The sequence below is a fragment of the Leptospira meyeri genome, assembly GCF_004368965.1.
In the GTDB taxonomy this organism is placed as follows: domain Bacteria; phylum Spirochaetota; class Leptospiria; order Leptospirales; family Leptospiraceae; genus Leptospira_A; species Leptospira_A meyeri.
The window spans coordinates 2,774,305-2,794,575 of sequence record NZ_SORO01000001.1 but is presented as its reverse complement, the minus strand read 5'-3'; the positions used below and the strand labels follow the sequence as shown (position 1 = coordinate 2,794,575).

The 20,271-nt window shown below is 37.8% G+C and carries 17 protein-coding genes and 1 riboswitch; of the genes, 8 read left to right on the top strand and 9 right to left on the bottom strand.

Features of this window, described 5'->3' with window-relative positions; translation table 11 throughout:
* Window positions 1–23: 23 nt before the first annotated feature.
* The 8 genes from CLV96_RS13180 to CLV96_RS13145 all read right to left on the bottom strand — a co-directional run bounded on the left by CLV96_RS13180 (window position 24) and on the right by CLV96_RS13145 (window position 10,666).
* Window positions 24–335, bottom strand: a complete 312-nt coding sequence (locus CLV96_RS13180) for a PLDc N-terminal domain-containing protein (RefSeq protein WP_004785744.1) — start codon at window positions 333–335, stop codon at window positions 24–26.
* Window positions 336–353: 18 nt separating this feature from the next.
* Window positions 354–2,324, bottom strand: a complete 1,971-nt coding sequence (locus CLV96_RS13175; protein WP_035983149.1) for a right-handed parallel beta-helix repeat-containing protein — start codon at window positions 2,322–2,324, stop codon at window positions 354–356.
* A gap of 77 nt (window positions 2,325–2,401) precedes the next feature.
* The gene (locus CLV96_RS13170; protein WP_004787507.1) at window positions 2,402–3,028 is read right to left on the bottom strand and encodes a TetR/AcrR family transcriptional regulator; all 627 of its coding nucleotides are present in this window, start codon (window positions 3,026–3,028) and stop codon (window positions 2,402–2,404) included.
* Window positions 3,025–4,971, bottom strand: coding sequence for a MacB family efflux pump subunit (locus CLV96_RS13165; RefSeq protein ID WP_004784095.1), 1,947 nt, complete (start codon window positions 4,969–4,971; stop codon window positions 3,025–3,027). The genes CLV96_RS13170 and CLV96_RS13165 overlap by 4 nt, the downstream gene beginning before the upstream one ends.
* Window positions 4,972–4,974: 3 nt before the next feature.
* Complete coding sequence (locus CLV96_RS13160; RefSeq protein WP_004785351.1) at window positions 4,975–5,919, bottom strand: efflux RND transporter periplasmic adaptor subunit; 945 nt, start codon at window positions 5,917–5,919, stop codon at window positions 4,975–4,977.
* A complete protein-coding gene (locus CLV96_RS13155) occupies window positions 5,909–7,258 on the bottom strand; it encodes a TolC family protein (RefSeq protein WP_004787202.1) in 1,350 nt (449 codons plus the stop codon). The genes CLV96_RS13160 and CLV96_RS13155 overlap by 11 nt, the downstream gene beginning before the upstream one ends.
* Before the next feature lie 210 nt (window positions 7,259–7,468).
* Window positions 7,469–9,079 carry a SulP family inorganic anion transporter gene (locus CLV96_RS13150; RefSeq protein WP_004784375.1) on the bottom strand — a complete coding sequence of 537 codons (1,611 nt, stop codon included), beginning with the start codon at window positions 9,077–9,079 and terminating at the stop codon, window positions 7,469–7,471.
* 18 nt (window positions 9,080–9,097) lie between these two features.
* Window positions 9,098–10,666: an AraC family transcriptional regulator gene (locus CLV96_RS13145; protein ID WP_004785623.1), complete on the bottom strand. Its 1,569-nt coding sequence runs from the start codon at window positions 10,664–10,666 to the stop codon at window positions 9,098–9,100.
* A 144-nt stretch (window positions 10,667–10,810) separates the two neighbouring features.
* On the opposite strand from CLV96_RS13145, the gene CLV96_RS13140 reads away from it, so the two are divergent.
* The 3 genes from CLV96_RS13140 to CLV96_RS13130 are packed head-to-tail and all read left to right on the top strand — an operon-like array spanning window position 10,811 to window position 14,359.
* Window positions 10,811–11,797: a sodium-dependent bicarbonate transport family permease gene (locus tag CLV96_RS13140; RefSeq protein WP_004785765.1), complete on the top strand. Its 987-nt coding sequence runs from the start codon at window positions 10,811–10,813 to the stop codon at window positions 11,795–11,797.
* A 39-nt stretch (window positions 11,798–11,836) separates the two neighbouring features.
* Entirely contained in the window at window positions 11,837–13,675 is a 1,839-nt protein-coding gene (locus CLV96_RS13135) for an alginate export family protein (protein WP_004785616.1), read from the top strand.
* A 60-nt stretch (window positions 13,676–13,735) separates the two neighbouring features.
* Window positions 13,736–14,359, top strand: a complete 624-nt coding sequence (locus CLV96_RS13130; RefSeq protein WP_004786603.1) for a TetR/AcrR family transcriptional regulator — start codon at window positions 13,736–13,738, stop codon at window positions 14,357–14,359.
* Here CLV96_RS13130 and CLV96_RS13125 read toward each other — a convergent pair.
* Entirely contained in the window at window positions 14,356–15,051 is a 696-nt protein-coding gene (locus CLV96_RS13125) for a lysophospholipid acyltransferase family protein (protein WP_004784453.1), read from the bottom strand. The genes CLV96_RS13130 and CLV96_RS13125 overlap by 4 nt on opposite strands.
* A gap of 205 nt (window positions 15,052–15,256) precedes the next feature.
* Window positions 15,257–15,382, top strand: a riboswitch (cobalamin riboswitch).
* 184 nt (window positions 15,383–15,566) lie between these two features.
* Between CLV96_RS13125 and CLV96_RS13120 the strand changes: the two genes are divergently transcribed.
* From CLV96_RS13120 to CLV96_RS13100, 5 genes are all read left to right on the top strand, one after another.
* A complete protein-coding gene (locus CLV96_RS13120; protein WP_004786777.1) occupies window positions 15,567–16,196 on the top strand; it encodes a hypothetical protein in 630 nt (209 codons plus the stop codon).
* Between the two features lie 28 nt (window positions 16,197–16,224).
* Entirely contained in the window at window positions 16,225–17,088 is an 864-nt protein-coding gene (locus tag CLV96_RS13115; RefSeq protein ID WP_004787736.1) for an LIC_13355 family lipoprotein, read from the top strand.
* A gap of 281 nt (window positions 17,089–17,369) precedes the next feature.
* Window positions 17,370–17,927 (top strand): slr1658 superfamily regulator, encoded by a 558-nt coding sequence (locus tag CLV96_RS13110; RefSeq protein ID WP_004784772.1) that lies wholly within the window; start codon window positions 17,370–17,372, stop codon window positions 17,925–17,927.
* A gap of 13 nt (window positions 17,928–17,940) precedes the next feature.
* On the top strand, window positions 17,941–18,288 hold the full coding sequence (locus CLV96_RS13105) for a slr1659 superfamily regulator (RefSeq protein ID WP_004787302.1): 348 nt from the start codon (window positions 17,941–17,943) through the stop codon (window positions 18,286–18,288).
* Between the two features lie 300 nt (window positions 18,289–18,588).
* Window positions 18,589–20,100, top strand: a complete 1,512-nt coding sequence (locus CLV96_RS13100) for a PP2C family protein-serine/threonine phosphatase (protein WP_004784682.1) — start codon at window positions 18,589–18,591, stop codon at window positions 20,098–20,100.
* The last annotated feature ends 171 nt before the right edge of the window (window positions 20,101–20,271 follow it).

Here is a 20,271-nt window from a genome sequence, read left to right as displayed (position 1 = left end):
ATAAACTCTCTTTTTCTTTTGTCTTAAATGTGAGAAATTAAACTCAAAACCCAAACAAGAACAAATACTCCAAACCCACCACCAACAGCGATTTGTTTGAATTTTTTTTCATATTCCTTGTCGACTAACAAAAGATATAGTGCAGGGCCAAGAACTGGTACAACCAAAATCACAAGTGACCAAATGATCTGTTTTGTTGTGTCCATATCTTTTTGTTTAGATAAACCAAACAATGCTAAAGGTGCCCATACCATCGTTAAAACGAAAGGAAGGTAATACGCATAGGATCCGATAAAATAAGTCCAAAAACCTGGGTTTGCAAAAGTAGTTTCCATAAATAATCTCCTAAATTATTATACAGACGGTTCCGTTACCGCTGTCATCGCATAACCGGCATAAGCCAGAATTGTAAAGAAAAGTAAAATACCACCGAAAACAACGGTATTTCGAACAACTCGTGAAACCTTAGATTCTTTTGAATACAAATAAACTAAAGAACCGATAAAAGGAACGAGTAAAATCAACCAGAAATAAAAATCTAGTTTTGCACCTTTCACAGAGAATCGATCCAAGATGGAGAGTCCAGTCCACGCCGCAAAAATGGCAAATGGCAATAAATAACCCATCAAATGGAAATACCAAGTTTTTAAAGTGCCAGGAAAATGAACTCTCCATCCGGAAGTATACATTTTGTTTGTGGCAACATCAAATTCCGCTTGGCTAAGTTTTGGTAACTCCGCTGTTTCAATCAAACCTTTGTTTGTTTCAAAAACGTCGTGCGCAGGAATCACATTCGCCAAACTTTCTTTAGGCATGTTCATTTGAGCCTCAGGGATTGGTTGGTTTTTATAAGAACCTAACACAAATTCACGTAGGTTTGCTTGAACAAATAAAGCAAGTAATCCTATACTCGAAGACATATCTCCCGTATGCGGGTATCGAAGTCCTGAACATGATTGAAGGGATTCTAAAAATGGTGGACTTGATACACCGTATGAGTTTCCTTCAAAACAATTTCCAACGTTGACCGGACCACTCAGAGCAATGTCCCCTCGACCGGAATGATACACTTTGTTGTTGCGAATGACGTTATTATTGGAGATCCAAATATTTTCGTCAATATTCATAGTCACTAAAATTCCATAGTTGTTATGGTTGAAAACTAAATTGTCTTCTACTAAGTTTTCGAGTGCACCAAGGAGTGCGATCCCATTTCCAATGGATGGATATTCCAACTTTTTGGAAGGAGCATTGGTATTGTTATTGTCATACACAATATTTTTTTTCACCACAATTTGTTTTTGTGGAGGAAGTAACTCACGATCCAATGTATTAGGCCCAATGCCCAATTGATTTTTTCTCCAAATGGAAGACAAAAGATATAAGTTACCACTCGAATTCGTTCCAGAATAACCAAGTGCATTATTTTCTGAAATTACGTCATTGATTATCGCATTACATGGATTACACTGTCCAATATAGAACCCAGAATCAGGAGATCCAGATGCATAGGAATGCTCCATAAGACCGTCTACCGAATCAAATGCATAAATTCCATAATCGCCGTTATTATATGCAGTTAAATAAGACCCGCGGTATCCTTTAACACCTGTCCAATACACACCATTAAGAGTTGCATTTCTCGTTGTTAGGTTTTCGACAGCCACACCATCAGCACCAACAACCATAATTCCGTTTCCACGTAAAAATTCTCCATCAATGATGGTTTCATTACGATCTTCACCGCGAATCACAATGGAAGGAGTGGTCACTGTCACTTCTTCTTTATAGATACCTTTTGCAACAAGAACTAAGTCTCCAGGTGAAGCAGCATCGACAGCGTTCTGAATAGTTTTATATTGGGAAGGGACTTTGCGAGTCACACCTGTCCATTTTTTCGAAATCTTCGACTTTGCAATGTTCGTCTGTGGATTGTAAGCGGCATCACCAATCACTGCAACTCCAGTCATTCCAATTTTACCATCAGGGGAAGCATGGAAGGAACAGAAATAAGGGAACACACCTTCTTCTGGGAAGAACACATCGGTATGCGCACCACGAAACATTGCCAAATTCCCAAATGTCTTCTCTGTGGACCAATCTTTGGTAATCGAGATGGCATTGTGAGGGTTGTTTCCTTCATTCACAAATCGAATTTTACCGCCTTTGAATGTCCGAATGACTGGCGGGTGGAAGGCATTGTCCATCATCGTAACATGGACGAAGGCCGAATTGGCGGGGTCTTCCGAACTACAATGATTCATACCGAACGTTATGAATACTGCAATGAAGATTCCCAATAAATATTTTTTGGTCTGTTTCATAGTTCTTTCCCAGAACATGAGGATTTCCTCACATTTTGAGAATTTTACAACTGTGTTAAAACTTTGTCAATGTTAAATCAAAGGAAGGAGGAAAAATATACAAATAAGAGATTTTGTAGTTCAGAGAGGACTGCCTTTTTTTCAGCCGGTTTTCCCTTTCTTTGCGCAATTTTAACTACAGAATCGACAGTTTCCACGATCATTAGAGAACTATAGTAAGCCCTTTTTTTATCCACCTTGGGAAACAAATAAAGAATTACTTTTTCCGCTAAGGATTTTGCAAAGCGTTCATTACTTTCAATGTCTAGTTTTAACAACGCTTGGTTTGTATAAAGAATTGAATTGATCAAACGATAACCTTTTACCTCATTTAACGTCCGTTCAAAGGAGTGTAGGGTAAAATCAATGAATTCAGGTGTGAATTTTTTTCTTTTTTTAAGTTCTTCATCAAGAAGTTTGAAAAAAAAGTCATGAAGCACCAAATAGCAAGATTCCGCATGGGAATAAATAATGGATTCTTTGTTTGGAAAAAATTGGTAAATAGAACCGACAGGTATCCCACTTCTTTCTGCAATTAAATCCGTTGTTAAATCATCATACCCAACCTCACCTAACAACTCTATCGTTGTATCAACAATTTTTTGGTACCTTTCCTTCGATCGTTTTTGTTGGGGAATTTTCCTTGGATTTAGTTTTATATTCATTCTGATCTTAGGGCCACAATCGGACTCAATTTTGCTGCGTATTCAGAAGGCCACCAGCCGAAAAGAATTCCAATCGATATAGAAAATATGAAAGCAAATCCAATAGAAGGAAAGGATAAAACAATACTCCAACCAAAGTATTCTTGCAAAAACAAAACAGAAAAAATTCCAAAAACAAGTCCAACAATTCCCCCTGTCAAACTTGTCAAAGTGGATTCAATTAAAAACTGCATACGAATATCAGACTCTCTTGCACCAAGAGCCTTCCGGAGACCAATTTCTTTTGTTCGTTCCTTCACAGAAACCAACATAATGTTCATAATTCCAATCCCACCGACAACAAGAGAAACGGTTGCCAATGCAATGAGTAAGGTTGTCATCGTTTGGTTTGTTTCTGAGACTGCTGTTTGGATATCGGCCATGTTCATCACTTGGTATATATTACCCATTGATTCGCTCGTTCCATGTCTTTCATGTAAAAAACGTTTTAAGGAAGATGTGAATTCTTCTGAAGATTCCGTTTTTTCTAATTCCATTTCTAAACTGTCGACAGCATCTTTGTTTAACAATCTTCGCATTGCTGTATTCAAGGGCATAAGAATTACATCGTCTTGGTCACGAAATCCAGCACTTCCTTTTTCAGGTAAAAGGCCAATCACACGAAATAGAATTCGATTTACTTTTAAATAAGTTCCTACAGGATTTTTTCCTTCATACAATTCTTTAACTACTGTATTTCCTACAAGACAAACTAAAGCTCTTTTTTGGTTTTCTTCTTCTGTGAAAAACCTTCCTTCCAATGGTTCTAAATTTCGAAGAGATTCATAATTGGGACTGGCACCAGTGATGTAACTATTCCAATTTCGATTACCAAAAACAAGTTGTCCTCTTCCGTTTACAACAGCGGAGATTTGTTTTACTTCAGGAAATTTTTTTGACACAGCTCCTACATCAAATACATCCAATCGATTGACAGTACCGGCTTCTAGAGAAACTCCTCCGCTACGCATTCCACCAGTTCTTACGATGACTAAATTAGCACCTAACGAAGAAAACTGTTCCTCTACTGATTTTTTTGCCCCTTCCCCAAGTGCCATCACCGAGATAACACAGACAACACCAAAAAGAATTCCAAGAGCCGACAAAAATGTCCGCAAACGATTCGAGGATAAGGAAAACAAAGATTGTAAAAAAATTCCTTGGAAAAGAGGCCACCCCGTTTTCCGTTTCAAATTTGTTTTGGGAAATGAAACTAAATCTTTTTTTCTCTTTTTCCCTTCATCCGATACAATCTTACCGTCACTGACATGAATGATACGATCGCAAAACTCCGCCATTTCTGGTTCATGTGTTACCATCACAATGGTTTTCCCTTCTTTATGAAGGCGTTGTAATTCCAACATGATTTCGATTTTGCTTTTTGAATCTAAGTTTCCAGTGGGTTCGTCGGCAAATATAATTGGTGGATCGACAAGAAGAGCTCGAGCGATGGCTACCCTTTGTTGTTGGCCACCAGAAAGTTCATTAGGAGTATGAAACATTCTACTTTCCAAACCTACTTTTCTCAGTTGTTCTTCGGCTTTTTTTTCTGTATGATCCACATTTGTATACAAAGAAGGGAGACTTACGTTTTGGGATGCATTTGATTTTGCTAACAAATGAAATTGTTGGAATACAAACCCAATCATACTTCCTCGAACATCGGACAATACATCAGAAGATTCTCCACTGACTTCTCGACCAAACAAACGATAGGTGCCCGAATCAACATGATCGAGTAATCCCATCACTTGTAAAAGTGTTGATTTTCCAGAACCCGAAGGACCCATGATCGCAACAAATTCACCTTGGGTAATTTCTAAATGAATACCGGAAAGTACCGGGAACTTTGAATTCCCAATCGTATATGATTTATTTAAATTCTGAATTTCAATTGCTAACAAAAGTTATCTCTTCGGCATTTTGGGTGAAGAAAATGGTCCGTTGCTGCCTGACTTTTTTTCTTCCTGAATTTTTTTCTTTCGATACACCACTTCGTTTTCTTCTAACCCTGAGAGAATAACAGTATTCTGATCATCACTCTTTCCGATGCTAACAGAAGTTTCGACTAACTCTCCCTCTAGTTTTTTTAAAACGATTCCTTTTTTAGAATTTCCTTTTACAAATTCATTTGCAAGAAGCAAAACATCTCTTTCTTCGGAAACTATAAAATCGATCGTTATTGACATTCCACTCCTTAGATATTCAGGAATGGTTTTTAATTCTAAATCAACGTTGTACATAGTCACATTATTCTCAGTGATGGCTTCATATCCAATATGAGTCACTTTCGCTTGGATGGCGGCATCCGAATAAGAATCCACAGTAATATTTGCAATTTGGCCTATCTTTATTTTTGAAAGATCTGTTTCGTCCACTTTTGCCTGGATCATCAAATTATCTGAAAGAACATAGAGAATATCTTGTTGGGTCACTGTTTGCCCAGGACTAATGTTGGATGCAATCACCAAACCTCGCAAAGGTGAAATCACAGGTGTTGGTTTGTAAAAATCTTCCCATTTTTTAAGTTCTTCTTCCCCTTTTGCCCTGGCAGCATCTAACAAAGCTGCCCTTTCTGTCGAACTCATCCAAGCAATGATTTTGCCTCGTGCTACTTGATTTCCTTCATTTACTAAAATGGATTCCACACGTCCTGCAATTGGAGGTTTGATCTCCAAACGGTTTTTAGGTATGGCTGTACCAGTGGCTCTTACGGTAACAACCAAATCCCCCCGAAACACTTTGGAAGATTCTAGTTTCGTATTTGGTTTTGATTTCCCAAATCCAAAAAAATATAGGGAGAGTGAAATGATCACTAATGTGGCCGCTACCAAAACAAATTTAATCTTCATCAAAACACTTTCCTAAATTTCTCAAATATGTAGCTTCCGCCAAACCCAAATCCCGTTTGCCTATTAATAGATTTTTTTCTCGATTGATCAAATCGTTTTCAATGATATCCCAATTTTCAAAACTAATCAGTCCATTCGAATATTGGGACCTGGCAATCATAGCACGAATCTCCGAAGCTTTATAAAATTCTGTCAATACTACCAATTGTTCTGAAGCATTTTTGAAATTAAGATGTGATTGTTCTAAAGAAAATGCTAGGGTATTTTTTTTTGAGTCTCTTGTATGAATTGATTTTTCATATTCGGTTTTCGCAATTTTTACATTATAATAATCTCTTCCACCATTGAACAATGGATAGGTTAAGTTCAAACCAAAACTATAATTTCTGGGTTTTGGTAACCATACATCATCTTGTCTGGTGACTGTTGCACTTAAATTCAAATCAGGATAAAATCCTGCCTCTGCCACACCAATATTTGCTTGAGCAGCACGTACTTTGGATTGTTCAGCCATAACAGAAGGATGTGACTCAAGCAAAGTCTCCTTTTCTTTTTCCGAAAACTTTTTTTCCAAAACAGGCTCATAAACAAATTCTGAATTGATATTTATATCCAAACGATTGGAAATCACTCGTTCCACTTCATTCACATTACTTTCAAATAATCGAAAAGCAGAAGATACTTCAAATTCGGATTGTTTTACAAAAGATTCACTGAGTAAAAAACTTCCTTTATGTTCCCGACCGACTTCATAACGTAGTTTTACCAAATCACGATTTTTTGTACGTCGTTCTTTAATTTTTTCTGAGAGTTGGTGTAATTCTTTGGCATACAACATTTGTGAATAACCAGACTTTAATTCAAAACAAACTTTTAATCTTGAATCATGTAATGTCTGTTTTGCTGCCTGCAACAAAGCTTCTGTTTTATCTATTCCACTTTTATCTTTAAACCCGGCAAAAAGATTTTGATTTGTGCTAAGTCCTACCGAGTAGCGATTGATTGCCGTTGGTCTTGATTCTCCAGAACTCGTTTGTTGGTTTGTATTAGATCCCGCTGTAGATCCGTTAATCAAAGGGTCATTCACAGTACCTGATCCACTAAAATTGGCAGAGGATTGCCTTGCGGAAGCCAAAACATTTACGGTGGGTAAATAGGATGCATAACTTTTTTCATTTTCAAAAAAGGCTTTGTCATAATCAGCCTTTGCCGATAAAAAATCGGGATTGGATTGTAAGGCTGTTTGCCAAAGTTCTTTTATAAGAATCGGTTTTGCCGAAAGGGTAACAACCGGCCCTGTTGTTACCAAAACAAACAATAGAATATTACAAAACTTCACTATATACGAAACCTAAGTTTTATTAAAAAAGTTCCCAAAAGTTTGAATTAAAAAAAATTACCAACTCCCTGAACTAACTCTACCAGTCAAAGTAGGAAAGTCTTTTGCTTGGATGAAAATAGGGAAGAGAAAAAGAAGAGATAAAACCAATACTCTCGGCATACAGGAATATTGGTTTTTAAACTAGAAGTTACAAGAATTTTTTGTTACTTACTTGTGGATTCGTGTGGCTCCATAATAAGCAGAGATTGGTTTTAAATCCTCAAAGCCGATTAGGTTTACTTGCCCACCTCTTAATTCATAATCTCGTTTGAAACTTTGCAAAAACTCAATGGCTGAAAATCCTATCATCTTTACGTTTTGATCAAACTTCAAATCCACTCTTTCACCGGGAGTCACTTTTCGAAGTAATAATTTCAATGAGATCATATTTGAAAATAATAATGCATGTTTTACATACAATTCATGAACTTTGTTTTCAGATTTTACAGTAATATCAGCGACAAATATATAACGAAGAGGAACTCCAAAATATACTTGGATTAGAATCGCAGTAACAATTCCACAAAAAACACCAACTAACAGATCTTCAACAATTGTTAGAACCACAGTGACTGTGAAAATAACGATTTGGTCCCATCCTTTCTCATAAGTTTCCTTAAAAACATGAGGAGAGGCCAATCGCACCCCCACCATAATCAAAATACCAGCTAAAGAAGCGAGAGGGATCCGGTGGATTAGCCCTGGCAAAAGTAAAATAAAAAACAACAAAAACAAACCATGGAAAAAATTGGACCAACGAGTTTTGGCACCATTTTCCATATTGGCCGAAGACCTGACCACTTCTGCGATGATCGGCAATCCACCAATCCAACCTAAAAAAAAGTTTCCTGCACCTTTTGCAACCAATTCACGATCCATATTCGATTTACGTCGATAAGGATCCGTATTGTCAACAGCAGTGGCAGTTAACAGGGATTCAATGCTTGCAATGAGTGCAATGGTAATCACCATTACCCAAAAAATTCCATCTTTCCATCTAGAAAAATCAGGAAAGGTAATTCCATCATAAATATGGTCTGGAAGATTTACTAATTTTTCCGGACCAATCTTATAAGTTTGGTCTAGTAATGTATATGAATGTTCATCTGCTAAATCAAAAACAATACCCAAAACAATTCCAACTAACACAGCCACTAGTGGTGCTGGTAATTTTTTAAATAAAGGATTTTTGATTTTTGCAAGGATAGCAATGATCAAAATAGCAGAGATCCCAATGATGGCCACTTCAGGATTTACAAATGAAAAACTAGAAGGTATTTCTAAAAGTAATCCACCGATTGTTTTTGCTTTTGGGGTAATCCCAAGGGCTACATAAAACTGTTTAGATATAATGATAATTCCAATGGCAGCCATCATTCCGTGAACTACGGAAATGGGAAAATAAACTGTTAAATTCCCTGCCTTCACAAGGCCAAGTATCACTTGAATGGCACCTGCAATTACAATGGCCGCAAGGGTCAGTTCAAATCCAAGTTTAGGATCCCCACCTCCAAGAACCATAATCGAATTCAAAACAACTGCAATGAGTCCAGCGGCAGGACCGTTGATTGTTAGGTGAGAACCACTCAACAAAGAAGCAATAAGTCCACCTACAATGCCTGAAAAAATTCCTGCCATTGGCGGTGCTCCCGATGCAAGTGAAATGCCCAAACACAGGGGCAGTGCAATCAGAAACACAATAAAGCCGGAGACAATATCTGATCTCCAGTTTTCCTTCAACCCGGGTAACCAATCTTTTGGTTTGTTTTCGTTGTTCATAGGGAACATCCTCTCTATTTAACTATCTTTATTTATATGGCCTTTTGTTTTTCGAAATTGATTTGGATTCACACCGGATTGTTTTTTAAATTCTAGATAAAAGGCAGACCTAGACCCAAACCCAGACAATCTGCCAACTTCAGCAATATTAAGTTCTGGTTTTTCATTCAGTAAAACCATAGCTTCTTTGATTCGATATTGATTTAATAAAGATGGAAAGTTGAAGTTGTATTCTGAATTGATGAGTTCACTAAGTTGGTGGTAAGAAAGGCCCATCTTGGATGCGATGAGTTCTTCATTACATGCTGGATCTAAATAAATTTTTTCTGCACCTAACAACGTCTCTAATTTATTACGAAACTCCGTTTTATCTAATTTTATAGTTAACGATCTGTATCTTGTTTTTGATTTATCCTTTTTTTCGTAATTCCGCAAAAACAAAAAGGATCCCGCAGTTAAGAACGGAAGATAAAACACAGATGCATAAATAAAAAACGGCTGGTATGGATAAAAATCGAAATGGAACAACGTCTTTAAGAAGACGGAAAAAAGAAAGAAGAACCAACCAAGAACATAAGATCTATTTTCGCTTTCTTGTTTTACTAACAAAGCTTCATGTGTTTTGTATAAATGATAAGCAGCAGTTCCAAAGATAGATAGAACTAGAAAAATTCTAAATTCATAAACACGAGAAAAGAGAGGAACAAGGATATATAAAAATCCTGCAAACCCTGAGACCCAAAACAAAATTGTTTTAGAAACTCGATTGCCGACAAACTGGTCAAAAGAAGCCAAATAAACAAAGAAGATGAAATGATTAATCGATAAAAAGATATAGTAGGAATGCCTAACTAAATTATTGGTATTCCCAAAAATTGATGCAAACTCCTTCCCATGCACTGAATACACAAGAAGAAAGAACATAAGAAAATGTATTAAAATGGATAGATAGACCTTTTCTTTTGATTTAAAATACTCTGATAAGGCCCAACCAAAAGAAACAATCCCCATCATTGAAAAAAACAAAAAGGTCAGAAACCGAAACAACACAACAGAACGGTAACCTGCCTGAGAAACGGTTCTAATCGGGAAGTTCAAATCTTCGTTGGAAACGAGATAGACATAAAAATAACGACTCTCTTTCGGCCGGAGTGTGACATTGAAATGGGGAAATGGGGAAAGCAAACCCATCCAATCTTCCCAAACATAACCACTATAGGAATCAATGACGGTGCCTTCTGGACCCTCCGAACAAAGTTCCACAAAGGGAATGTTAATCCATTGGATGAGCACACTGAATTGAGAGTTCATCTCCAGTTCGTTCAGTAACTGAAACCGAACCCATTGGCCACCCTCTTCCCGTTTGCCCCTCATGGCATCAGCACTTCGGTTCTCGATCCAAACCAAATTCCGCAAAGATTGGATGGATTCGTGACTACAGTTCTTCGGAATTTCTGTCTTTTGGGGTACCAAAAATTGGACATCACGGCTGATGTTCCGCCCGTAGAAACTTTCAGGCTTCCACAAACACCCAGCCAATCCGGCAAAGATTGCCAATAGGAGGGTCATTCGGGCCATTTGTTTCATCTGAATCACCAGTCTTCGTGTTACCAACGCGTGAGAAAGCGATTTCGATGTTTAATGATTTTTGAAATGAATTATTTTTTGTCCAATTTTATGATTTTGGACAAAATACATGTCTAAAATGATGACAAATAGAGGGAAGAAATTATGGATTTCCACGCAGCACTCAACAACATTTTAAACCCACCGGTACTCTTTTTCTTTTTAGGAATGGGTGTCGTATTTTTCAAATCAGATCTAAGGATTACGGAAGGAGTCTCCAAATTCCTATCTTTGTATCTTTTGTTTTCCATTGGCTTCAAAGGTGGTCATGAACTTTTCAAATCCCCTTTTGCTGAAGAACATTTGTTAACACTCATTGCCTGTATGTTCATGGCATGTTTTGTTCCCATTTATTCTTACTTTATCTTCAAAGCAAAATTGGATCACGCAAACTCTGCGGCCCTTGCCGGAAGTTTTGGTTCGATCAGTGCCGTTACCTTTGTGACAGCTGGTGCCTTCTTACACAGTTATGGATATGAATACCAAGGTTTTATCGTAGCTGGAATGGCCCTTATGGAATCCCCTGCGATTGTTCTTGCCGTGATTTTGGATCGCTTGGGTAAAAAGAAAAACCATGAAAATATAAATGAAAAAATTCATTGGAAACAATTACTCCATGAAGCTTTCTTTAGTTCTTCTGTTTATATTTTGATCGGAGCACTCATCGTAGGTTATTTGTCTGGTGAATCTGGCTGGAATACGACAAAACCATTCACTGAAGATATTTTTAAGGGACTTCTCACTTTCTTTCTTTTGGACAAAGGAATTGATGCAGCAAAACAAATGCGTGAACTAAAGAAAGTTGGATTCTTTTTGATTGGTTCTGCATTAGTCATTATGGTGATCAACGTAGTCATTGCAATTCTTCTCACAAAGATCATCCAAATGCCTATTGGTGATGCTCTGATGTTTGTAGTACTTTGTGCTTCTGCATCTTATATTGCAGTACCAGCAGCAATGAAAGAATCGATTCCTGAGGCAAACCCAAGCATTTACTTAACGGTAGCATTATCAATTGTGTTCCCGATTAATATTATAATTGGAATTCCCTTATACTTTTATATATTAAAAGTGATAAGCGGAGCCGCCTAATCCCGGAGAACATATCACTGAAGGAAAAGGAGATATCAAATGCATATACCAAAAGGTTATTTCTATTTTCTATTGTTAGCGGTTTTATTACCGCTAACAATGCCAAAAGCAGAGCCGACAGAAACACAAAATTCCGAAGGAACTGTTCAAACACCCAAACCTTATGTTTCGACAATGAAAGAAAAAGGGATCGATCCTGAATACAATCGGCATATGTTTGTTGAACCAGAATTGTCCAAACATTCTGCCAACTCGCAACAATTTTGGCTAAACGATGTATTACGATTTGGATTGTATTTAAGACCAAGACAAGAATCCAGATACAATTTGGATTTTAATGCCTCAGACAAAGGATATATTGACAGAACGCTACAGACATCCTCCCTCTACTTTATTTTTGATCCAAGTCCTTATGTGCAAGCAAAGGTAACACTCCAAGATGCTCGTGTTTGGGGAGGAGAATCTCCTGCTTCGACAGGCGATATCCGAGCTAATTTTTTTAACAACACAGCAGATCTCTATTCAAAAAATCAAACAAATGCAGTTTCCTTAAACCAAACGGGCGTTAGAGAAGCATTTGTTACACTTAACCAGCTCCCCTTACATTCCAAGTTACAAGTGGGAAGACAAATTTGGGCTTATGGCGACCAACGGATGATTGGCGGAGGAAACTGGACAGTAAACGGTCTCTCCTTCGATGGTGCGAGGCTCATGTTCAATTATGAAAATTTTAAAATCCACTTTTTAATGGCAAGGCCGTACTGGACACAAAGTGGAACAAACGGAGTTGTATCTGCAAACGATCCCAAACTAAACTCTGCTGCAACGGGAACTGATACAACACTTCTTGGAACTTATAATAGTTTTACCATACCTGATTGGGTGACTTTAGATCTTTATAGTTTGGGAGTGGTCCGCAAATGGAAAAAAAATCCAATCAATCCGGCGACTGGTCTTCCAGTTTCTTCGAGTGATGATCCTCTCGCCACAGACAGAAGCAGACAAAACCAAAACCTAATCACAACTGGATTTCGTCTGACCAATCGAACCAAAGGAAATTTTCTTCCAGAAGGAAAATCATGGGACTTCACTTGGGAATCTGCTTTCCAAACAGGAACCAGTGGCCGAAGAATCCAAGACCCATATTTAAAAGAATACTTACCCAATGAATATGACAATGTAAGAACCGAAAGAGAAAAATATACCGGGCAGATGCACGTATTTCAAACTGGGTATACTTTTTTCAAAAAACTACGGTTAGGTGGACAAGTTTTATACGCTTCTGGTGACAAAAATAGAGCCGATGCTTCTGTATCAACTTTCCAAACACTTGCCAACCCAAGATTTGGAGTGATTCCATATTTTAATAGTGTGGCAGGGATTTCTGAAAATATCAACGCACAAAATCTTTATTCAAAGTCAGTTAGTATCAGTTATAAAACCGATTCCTTCGGAGAATTCCAAGTTACCTACTTCCAGAATGATAAGGCAGAAAAACAAGATGCTTGGTATGCCATTAGTGGTGCGGCCAATTCCACAAGTTCACTGGGTGAAAAAAATCCTTATCCCGTTTCATCCGACAAAGGAAGTACGGAGAATTATTCTAATAATTCTTATTCTTCTCCTTATGCCCTGGGGAAACGAATTTATACGGAAGTGGATTTGACTTGGCACGGACAAATTAATGATTTTGTTTCCTTATGGATGGGATTTGGGTATTTGAATGCAGGTGATTCAGTTCGCAATTACCGAAATAGCAAAATTCAATACAATACAACCACACAATCCTTTGAATGGAACCAAAACTACTTACAAGGCAAAAACCAACTGGCACGCGACGCCTATATGGCTTACGCCCAAATCAACGCTGCTTTTTAAGAAAAACGTTCGATTTTTAGATGGATTTGAATATGATGGAGGTCAGATTGATTCAAGTCCATGTTGGAAGCTTCAAACAAACAAAGACGGATTCGCAATAGCCTCTCTCGCGAGGAAATTAGAAACGTTTCTCTCCTAATTTTAAAAGAAGAAGGATTGGAAGGTCTTTCTATGCGAAAGATCGCCAACCGATTGGGTTGTAGCGTAGCCAGTCCTTATTCCTATTATGAAAGCCAAATTGACCTTGTCCAAGACTTAATCAAATCAGGTGAGGATGAGCTCCTCTCAATGTTAAAAAAAGCCAGTGCAGAAGTAGAGATAAACTCAGCCTTCCAACAATTAGCTGCCATTGCCCGTGCATATTTTAATTTCGCAAGTAACAACCGAGAATTACACAAGGTAATGTTTGTTACCGACTACGGCGGAGTACATAGAAAAGCATTTCCTCAATTGCCAAAAAGTTATCGTTTCTTTTTAGAAACTGTTCGCATCGGATTTGAATCCGGCGAAATTCCTTACCCAAAAAATGAATACCCTGCCATTGCACGAATGATGTGGAGTTGGATGTATGGAGTAATTGTTTTGGATATGACTGGAATGCTTCGGAAAAGAAAAGGTTCAGGAAATCCCATTGAAGAAGGGATTTCCTATTTTCAAAAACTTTTGAGTAAAAAAGAAATCTAACCCACTGGAGATATTTCCAACCCATCGTTTTCATCATCTAACATTTCTTCGGTTGTTTCTGAAACTGAAACGGATGTTCCTTTATCTTTCAAACGAATGAGTTCACTTCGGATGTAGCTGATGGTTTCGGGTGCATCATTTACTTCCCAAATTGGATTTCCAACGGACAATCGAATGGGTTTATTTAAATTGTAAGCATCAAGATACAACGGAATGATTGGTAAATTGTATCGTTTACTTAAAACGACCATACCTGGATATAATTTTCGACTTTTTCGAAATCCACGGTACCAAGTGCCTTCGGGAAAAATACCAATCCCTAAATTGCCACGCCCTATCCTACGTTTAAAGTCTTTGATCGTTGTTGGATCAGACTCACTTCGGTTGAGTGGAATCAGATCAATTGACTTTACAATTCCTTTTACCATTTGTTCTTTTCTGTGTAACCATTTTCTTTTTTTTCCCTTGTTGGAAACTCCAGAATCATAACTAGTGAGTGCGGTAGTATAAATTCCATACCGTTTGAGAACCCCTCGAATCACAAAGGCATCATAAGGCATAGTAATCGCTTTTAAAAACTTATTTCTTGGTTTGATATGATTTGAAATCAAAATGGCAGATTTTCCATTTAACTTGCGTAAGATATGGTCGTTTTGAATTTCAACTTTTTTGTGTCCGTACTTCAAACGCATTGGTTTCACCACAATCTACATCAGCACAAATCCAATTGATCTTCCTACATAATAGAACATAACTTTTCCTCTTATATAGTCAGTGCCTAAAAATCCAAATTGGTTGCAAAAGTTTACTCAAGATTTTAGCTACAATTTCAAGTCATTTCTGTTTCAAATTAACCTTTCCCGCAGTATAATGTGGGCTTTAAAAATTTGACAATTCCCCCTTTCACAAAATTCTGGGAAATACCTTCAGGGAGGAAACAGGTGAGATTCCTGTGCTGACCCGCAACTGTAATCCAAATCAAAGTTTGGTGAGCCAGATCTTCCCCGTAAAGTTTACCTCGTGGCCAGGGGACTTTACACACTGATTCCAAATGTCTCCCATTTGGATAAGGGGCCCCGAAGGCATCGGGGCACCCGAAACAATCACAAACAATATTTGTATTTTAAGTTCCTATACTTAAAAGTTAACTACAGTTTGTTTATTTTTGGCCGGAGTTCCCCAAATTTTAAATCATTAGGAGACTTCTATGAAAAGAACTTTCAAAACCACAGCCCTATCCTTGATCCTTCTCGCACAACTAGTCGCATGCCAAACAGAAAAACAAGTTTCTGAATCAGATGCAAATAACAAACTTTTAGTTGGACTACTTGCAGGTAGCGCCGTCTCTACGTCTTTTTTATTGGAATACAACGGACAGTGGAACGCTGGTTATACGTATAATGCCAGCGGACAAATGACAGGAACTCCGAACGGACGACTCATCATCGCCACAAATCCGGATGGATCAGGAAGTATCATTTCTGGATTCAATTCCAATGCAAACTACTTTGGTGGTGGAGATACAACCTACCGAATCATTTCCTTTGATAAGGCAACTCGTAGACTTTATTACCAAAACACACCTGGTGGAAATAATTTTGCAAACTCAACTTTTGGAAGAATCGATTATACTCCAGTCACAACATCAGGTTGCGAACTTGGTGCCTCAAAATGTTTTTATTTTTGTGAAGCCGTTTCTGGAAAAGCAACACTTGCAGAAGTACAGGCAAGTACTGTCACAAGCAATTCTACCAATTATGCAACCAACGGATGTGGTGGATTTACTTTCAGTAGAGCTCTTTCACGAACTGAAAACTCAACTTGGACTGGACTTTAAAAAATAGTTTCTAAAACTGGGAGATGTGATGCAAAAAAATTTAAACACAAAAACGTTATGTCTAATGTTCTTTGTGATTTTTGTATCCATCTCCTTTTGCAAACCATCACCTTCGGCAACAGCGGAAGAGAACCTAGTAGCCTTATTGCCTTTGCTTAACGCAGCAAGCAGCGCGAGTTCTTGTCCAAAATCCCCTCTTCCCTCGGATATATATCTTGCTACAACGGTTGTCAGTGCAAGTGCCAATGTCTCTGGGTTTTCCGACTCAAACAAAGCAATCAATGGAGTCTGTGGTGCCGGCGAACTTGTGGGATCTCTGGATGTTTATGCATTAGACATCACAGGACCAGGTGCCTCCATCGTTCTTAGTTGGGGAGGAAAAACGGTAAAGAATGTATTTGGTGACGACTTTATTGTTTATGACAATAGCTTTCGTATTTCCGATGAAACCAATACCTATGCAATGGACCCATCTGTGATTCAGGTTTCGATTGATGGAGCGAATTACTGTGGATTTAACCCTAGTTATTCGGGAGCAAATGTCAACTTAATGGACAGTTGGACAAAATTCGGTGGACTCCGACCTGTTTACTTCAATATGACAACTAAACCATATTCCAATGAAGATTTATTCATTAATACAGGTGGATTGTTTTTGTTAGGTGGTGGAGACGGTTTCGATTTAGACCAACTTGACCCAGCAGATCCTAATGATATCAATTGTAATGCCGCACTCGTCACCAATATCCAAACGAATGGATTTAAATTTATTAAAATTACATCTGCAAGTTATGTGGATAATCCAGGAAATCCTGGAAACAAATTCCCTTGGCCTCCAGGTAGTTATAATGGAAGCGATATTGATGGTGTGGTGGCCCGAGATATTCAGTAATTCTATGGTCACTTGATTAGATCCATAACACCTTCGAAGTTCTCCTAAAAAAAACAGAAAAAAACGATACGTATTTCAGTTGACCGATCTTTAAAAAAAGGTTCTTTTTTTAAAACCACTTCGGGCGCGTATCTATTTTTAGCAAAAACCTATACGCACATGAGATGTCTCCATACGGCAAACGGACTCATCTCAAACGGGGCTAGAGGGTCTTGTACAATCGTGTGAAATTCGTGGCCAATTTAGAGACACATATCTACCAAAAATAAAGGGAGGCAAATTTGAATCAAAAGACACCCACCATTATCGGAGATTATCACACCATTCCAGAAAATTTGCCTGCCGATGGCCAACTTCGATTGATTTTCCAACCAATTGATATGACAACTTATTGGAGAAGGTGCGGACTCACCGCAAACTTTGTAGCAGGATTTTATTCCTATTGTTACGAAGCAAGTGAAACCAAGGCAAACTCTCTTTCTACGATCATAAACGAACTTTTGGAGAATGCCTCTAAATTCTCAAAAGCGAGGGATGGTGAAATCAATGTCGAATTGAAACAATATGGAAATCTTTTAAGGATTGATGTTTTAAATGTAGCGTCAAAAACCTTACGAGATAGTTTTGAGCTTTTTGTGACCAAACTCTTGTCAGAAAACGTGGAGGAGATGTATTTTTCTACACTCGAAACCAAAGAAGATGGTGATACCAATTCAGGCCTAGGACTTCTCATGATGTTAAAAGACTACAGCGTCCGATTTGGTTATAGTTTCACTGAGATCGATGCCGATACTCATGAAATCATAGTAAGAGCAATTATAAACGTAGAAGAGATATAATAGGCGAAGCTTCATGGAAATCAAAGACTTAGATTACAATATACAATACGACGAAGCCACTAAGACTGTCAAATTCAGAGGTTCCATCCGCTTGCAGAACTTACCGGCTTATGAGCCCTTAAAAAATTTTTTAAGAGACGCAGCCAAACTTTGCCAAGGATCATTGTTAACCTTAGACTTTCGAGATTTACAATTTGTTAATAGCTCGGGGATCACGACTTTATCCATGTTCATTATCGATTCAAGAAAAAGTGCAGCCTGCCAAATCAAAATCCAAGGTTCTCTTAACGTTTCTTGGCAGTCAAAATCGCTATCCAATTTCAAAAAACTTTGGGACCAAGTGGTTTTGGAAATTTCCTAAACCACAAATTCTAACCCATCACTACTCCCCATTTCTCTCGGACTATTTTCTTAATTCGAGATTATGGCGAGACATTTCATACAATCTCATAGGTAAGCTCACTCATTATTAGTATCACTTTAATTGGATTGTAAAACAAACCCCATCTTTATCATCAATTTCATTAATAGCAAAGGTTACTTCTTGGTACCTTCTCTTTAAAATATAAAAAATCATTTGCAATTTTGACAAAATATATAAAGTTAATAATGATTCTCTTCATTCTCCCAAACGAAATATAAAGAAAGAAACTTTTACTCTATGCAGCAATCTCCTTCCAACGAAAATCGATTCGTCCTTTCTAACTTTTACAAAAAACAACTAAATGAGATTGCTTACCAAGGCGAATTTCGCGCAGAAATTTTCGCAACGAAGTTCCGGTTCTTCTTCCTCGGAATGATCTTTATTTTTTCCACTTTAGGACTAATTTCTGGCCGCCCTGTCGTTGAATTCTATTACCAAATTTCCTCCATCTTAATTCTTCTTTGTTATAACTTTATTGTTCTTTATTCGTTAAATAAATCCGGTAAATATCTTAATATCTTCAAATTTTTATCTTCTTTTTTAGAAATATCCCTACTAACTTTCGTTATAGGTTATACCGCACAGGCCCAAAAGAACCCAAGCCTTGTTTATGCGGCCCCAATGGTCTATGTATTCTTTATTCTTATAGCTCTCGCTTCGATACGCAATAATACGAAGGCGATCATCTCAGCAGTGATTGTCCTGATTGTAGAGTATGCATTCTTAACCATTTACTTCTATCCAGATATGTCTGATTTGAATTCAAAACTCATCGAGTTGTCTTCTTATCTCAAACCAAACTTCTTGGAAGAGAATAGCACATTCTTTTTAGTCAGTGGCGTACCAATGGGAATCTTTCTCATCCTTCTTTATATGATCGTTACTGGTGGATTGATACTATATGCAATCCAAAATACTTCTCGTACTACTCATGAACAAGCAGACTTAATTTTTAATGCGGAAAGACAAGCCATCCTAGAAGAGAATATGCATCTAGGTATGGAATTGGAAGTAGCAAGGCAGATCCAAGCAATGGTACTCCCGCGCAATGAGGAATTAAAAGAGATTCAAGAATTAGAAATCTCTGCAAGAATGGATGCCGCAAAGGAAGTAGGGGGAGACTATTATGATGTAGTCCACCATGAAGATGGGACAGTGTATATCGGGATCGGAGATGTTACAGGCCATGGTCTTGCTTCTGGCGTTGTGATGCTCATGACTCAATCTGCATTCATTACCACGTTACGTTCTAAAATCATCTCTTTAAGAGAATCTCTTCGTTCAATTAATTCCATTTTGTTTTCTAATATCCATGTAAGGATGAAAGATGTTCGTAACCTAACACTCTCTCTCTTTTCTTATAAAAATGGAGTGTTTACAACGGCAGGACAACACGAAACCATTTTGGTCTATCGTTATGCTTCGAAAAAAACAGAAATCATCGATACTGCAGACAATGGTATGTTAGTTGGTCTTACAGAATCTATTGATGAATTTGTTCACGAAAAACAAATCCCACTCCACCCAAAAGATATCATTCTTTTGTATACTGACGGTGCAACAGAAGCAGAAAATCCCCAAAGGGAACAATTTGGCTCCAATCGATTGATCCAGTCTCTAGAAAAACATGCAGAACTTGGAACAACTGATGGAATTTTAGATGCTATATTTAATGACATTTATGTCTTCATTGATGGAATGGATGTTTACGATGACATTACCATCATGGTCATGCGTAAACGAGGATAAGAACGGACAATACGACCGGTGGTATATTTTACTCCTCAGCGGAAAGTTCCCACTGGCGCTTGAGGAAAACCTCATTTCTGACGCAACCAAATCCCTGATAGACGAGCTCATTGAAACCTTGGTAATTTGACAAATTAAGCACAAACCCCGAAGAACGGCGATTAATGCAAC

What these genes read in the sequence shown, in the direction of transcription:
- CLV96_RS13180 (WP_004785744.1), bottom strand. Translation starts at nt 335, where the DNA reads ATGGAAACTACTTTTGCAAACCCAGGTTTTTGGACTTATTTTATCGGA.
- CLV96_RS13105 (WP_004787302.1), top strand. Translation starts at nt 17,941, where the DNA reads ATGGAAATCAAAGACTTAGATTACAATATACAATACGACGAAGCCACT.
- CLV96_RS13150 (WP_004784375.1), bottom strand. Translation starts at nt 9,079, where the DNA reads ATGAACAACGAAAACAAACCAAAAGATTGGTTACCCGGGTTGAAGGAA.
- CLV96_RS13140 (WP_004785765.1), top strand. Translation starts at nt 10,811, where the DNA reads ATGGATTTCCACGCAGCACTCAACAACATTTTAAACCCACCGGTACTC.
- CLV96_RS13130 (WP_004786603.1), top strand. Translation starts at nt 13,736, where the DNA reads ATGTTGGAAGCTTCAAACAAACAAAGACGGATTCGCAATAGCCTCTCT.
- CLV96_RS13135 (WP_004785616.1), top strand. Translation starts at nt 11,837, where the DNA reads ATGCATATACCAAAAGGTTATTTCTATTTTCTATTGTTAGCGGTTTTA.
- CLV96_RS13100 (WP_004784682.1), top strand. Translation starts at nt 18,589, where the DNA reads ATGCAGCAATCTCCTTCCAACGAAAATCGATTCGTCCTTTCTAACTTT.
- CLV96_RS13120 (WP_004786777.1), top strand. Translation starts at nt 15,567, where the DNA reads ATGAAAAGAACTTTCAAAACCACAGCCCTATCCTTGATCCTTCTCGCA.
- CLV96_RS13175 (WP_035983149.1), bottom strand. Translation starts at nt 2,324, where the DNA reads ATGAAACAGACCAAAAAATATTTATTGGGAATCTTCATTGCAGTATTC.
- CLV96_RS13125 (WP_004784453.1), bottom strand. Translation starts at nt 15,051, where the DNA reads ATGCGTTTGAAGTACGGACACAAAAAAGTTGAAATTCAAAACGACCAT.
- CLV96_RS13145 (WP_004785623.1), bottom strand. Translation starts at nt 10,666, where the DNA reads ATGAAACAAATGGCCCGAATGACCCTCCTATTGGCAATCTTTGCCGGA.
- CLV96_RS13170 (WP_004787507.1), bottom strand. Translation starts at nt 3,028, where the DNA reads ATGAATATAAAACTAAATCCAAGGAAAATTCCCCAACAAAAACGATCG.
- CLV96_RS13160 (WP_004785351.1), bottom strand. Translation starts at nt 5,919, where the DNA reads ATGAAGATTAAATTTGTTTTGGTAGCGGCCACATTAGTGATCATTTCA.
- CLV96_RS13115 (WP_004787736.1), top strand. Translation starts at nt 16,225, where the DNA reads ATGCAAAAAAATTTAAACACAAAAACGTTATGTCTAATGTTCTTTGTG.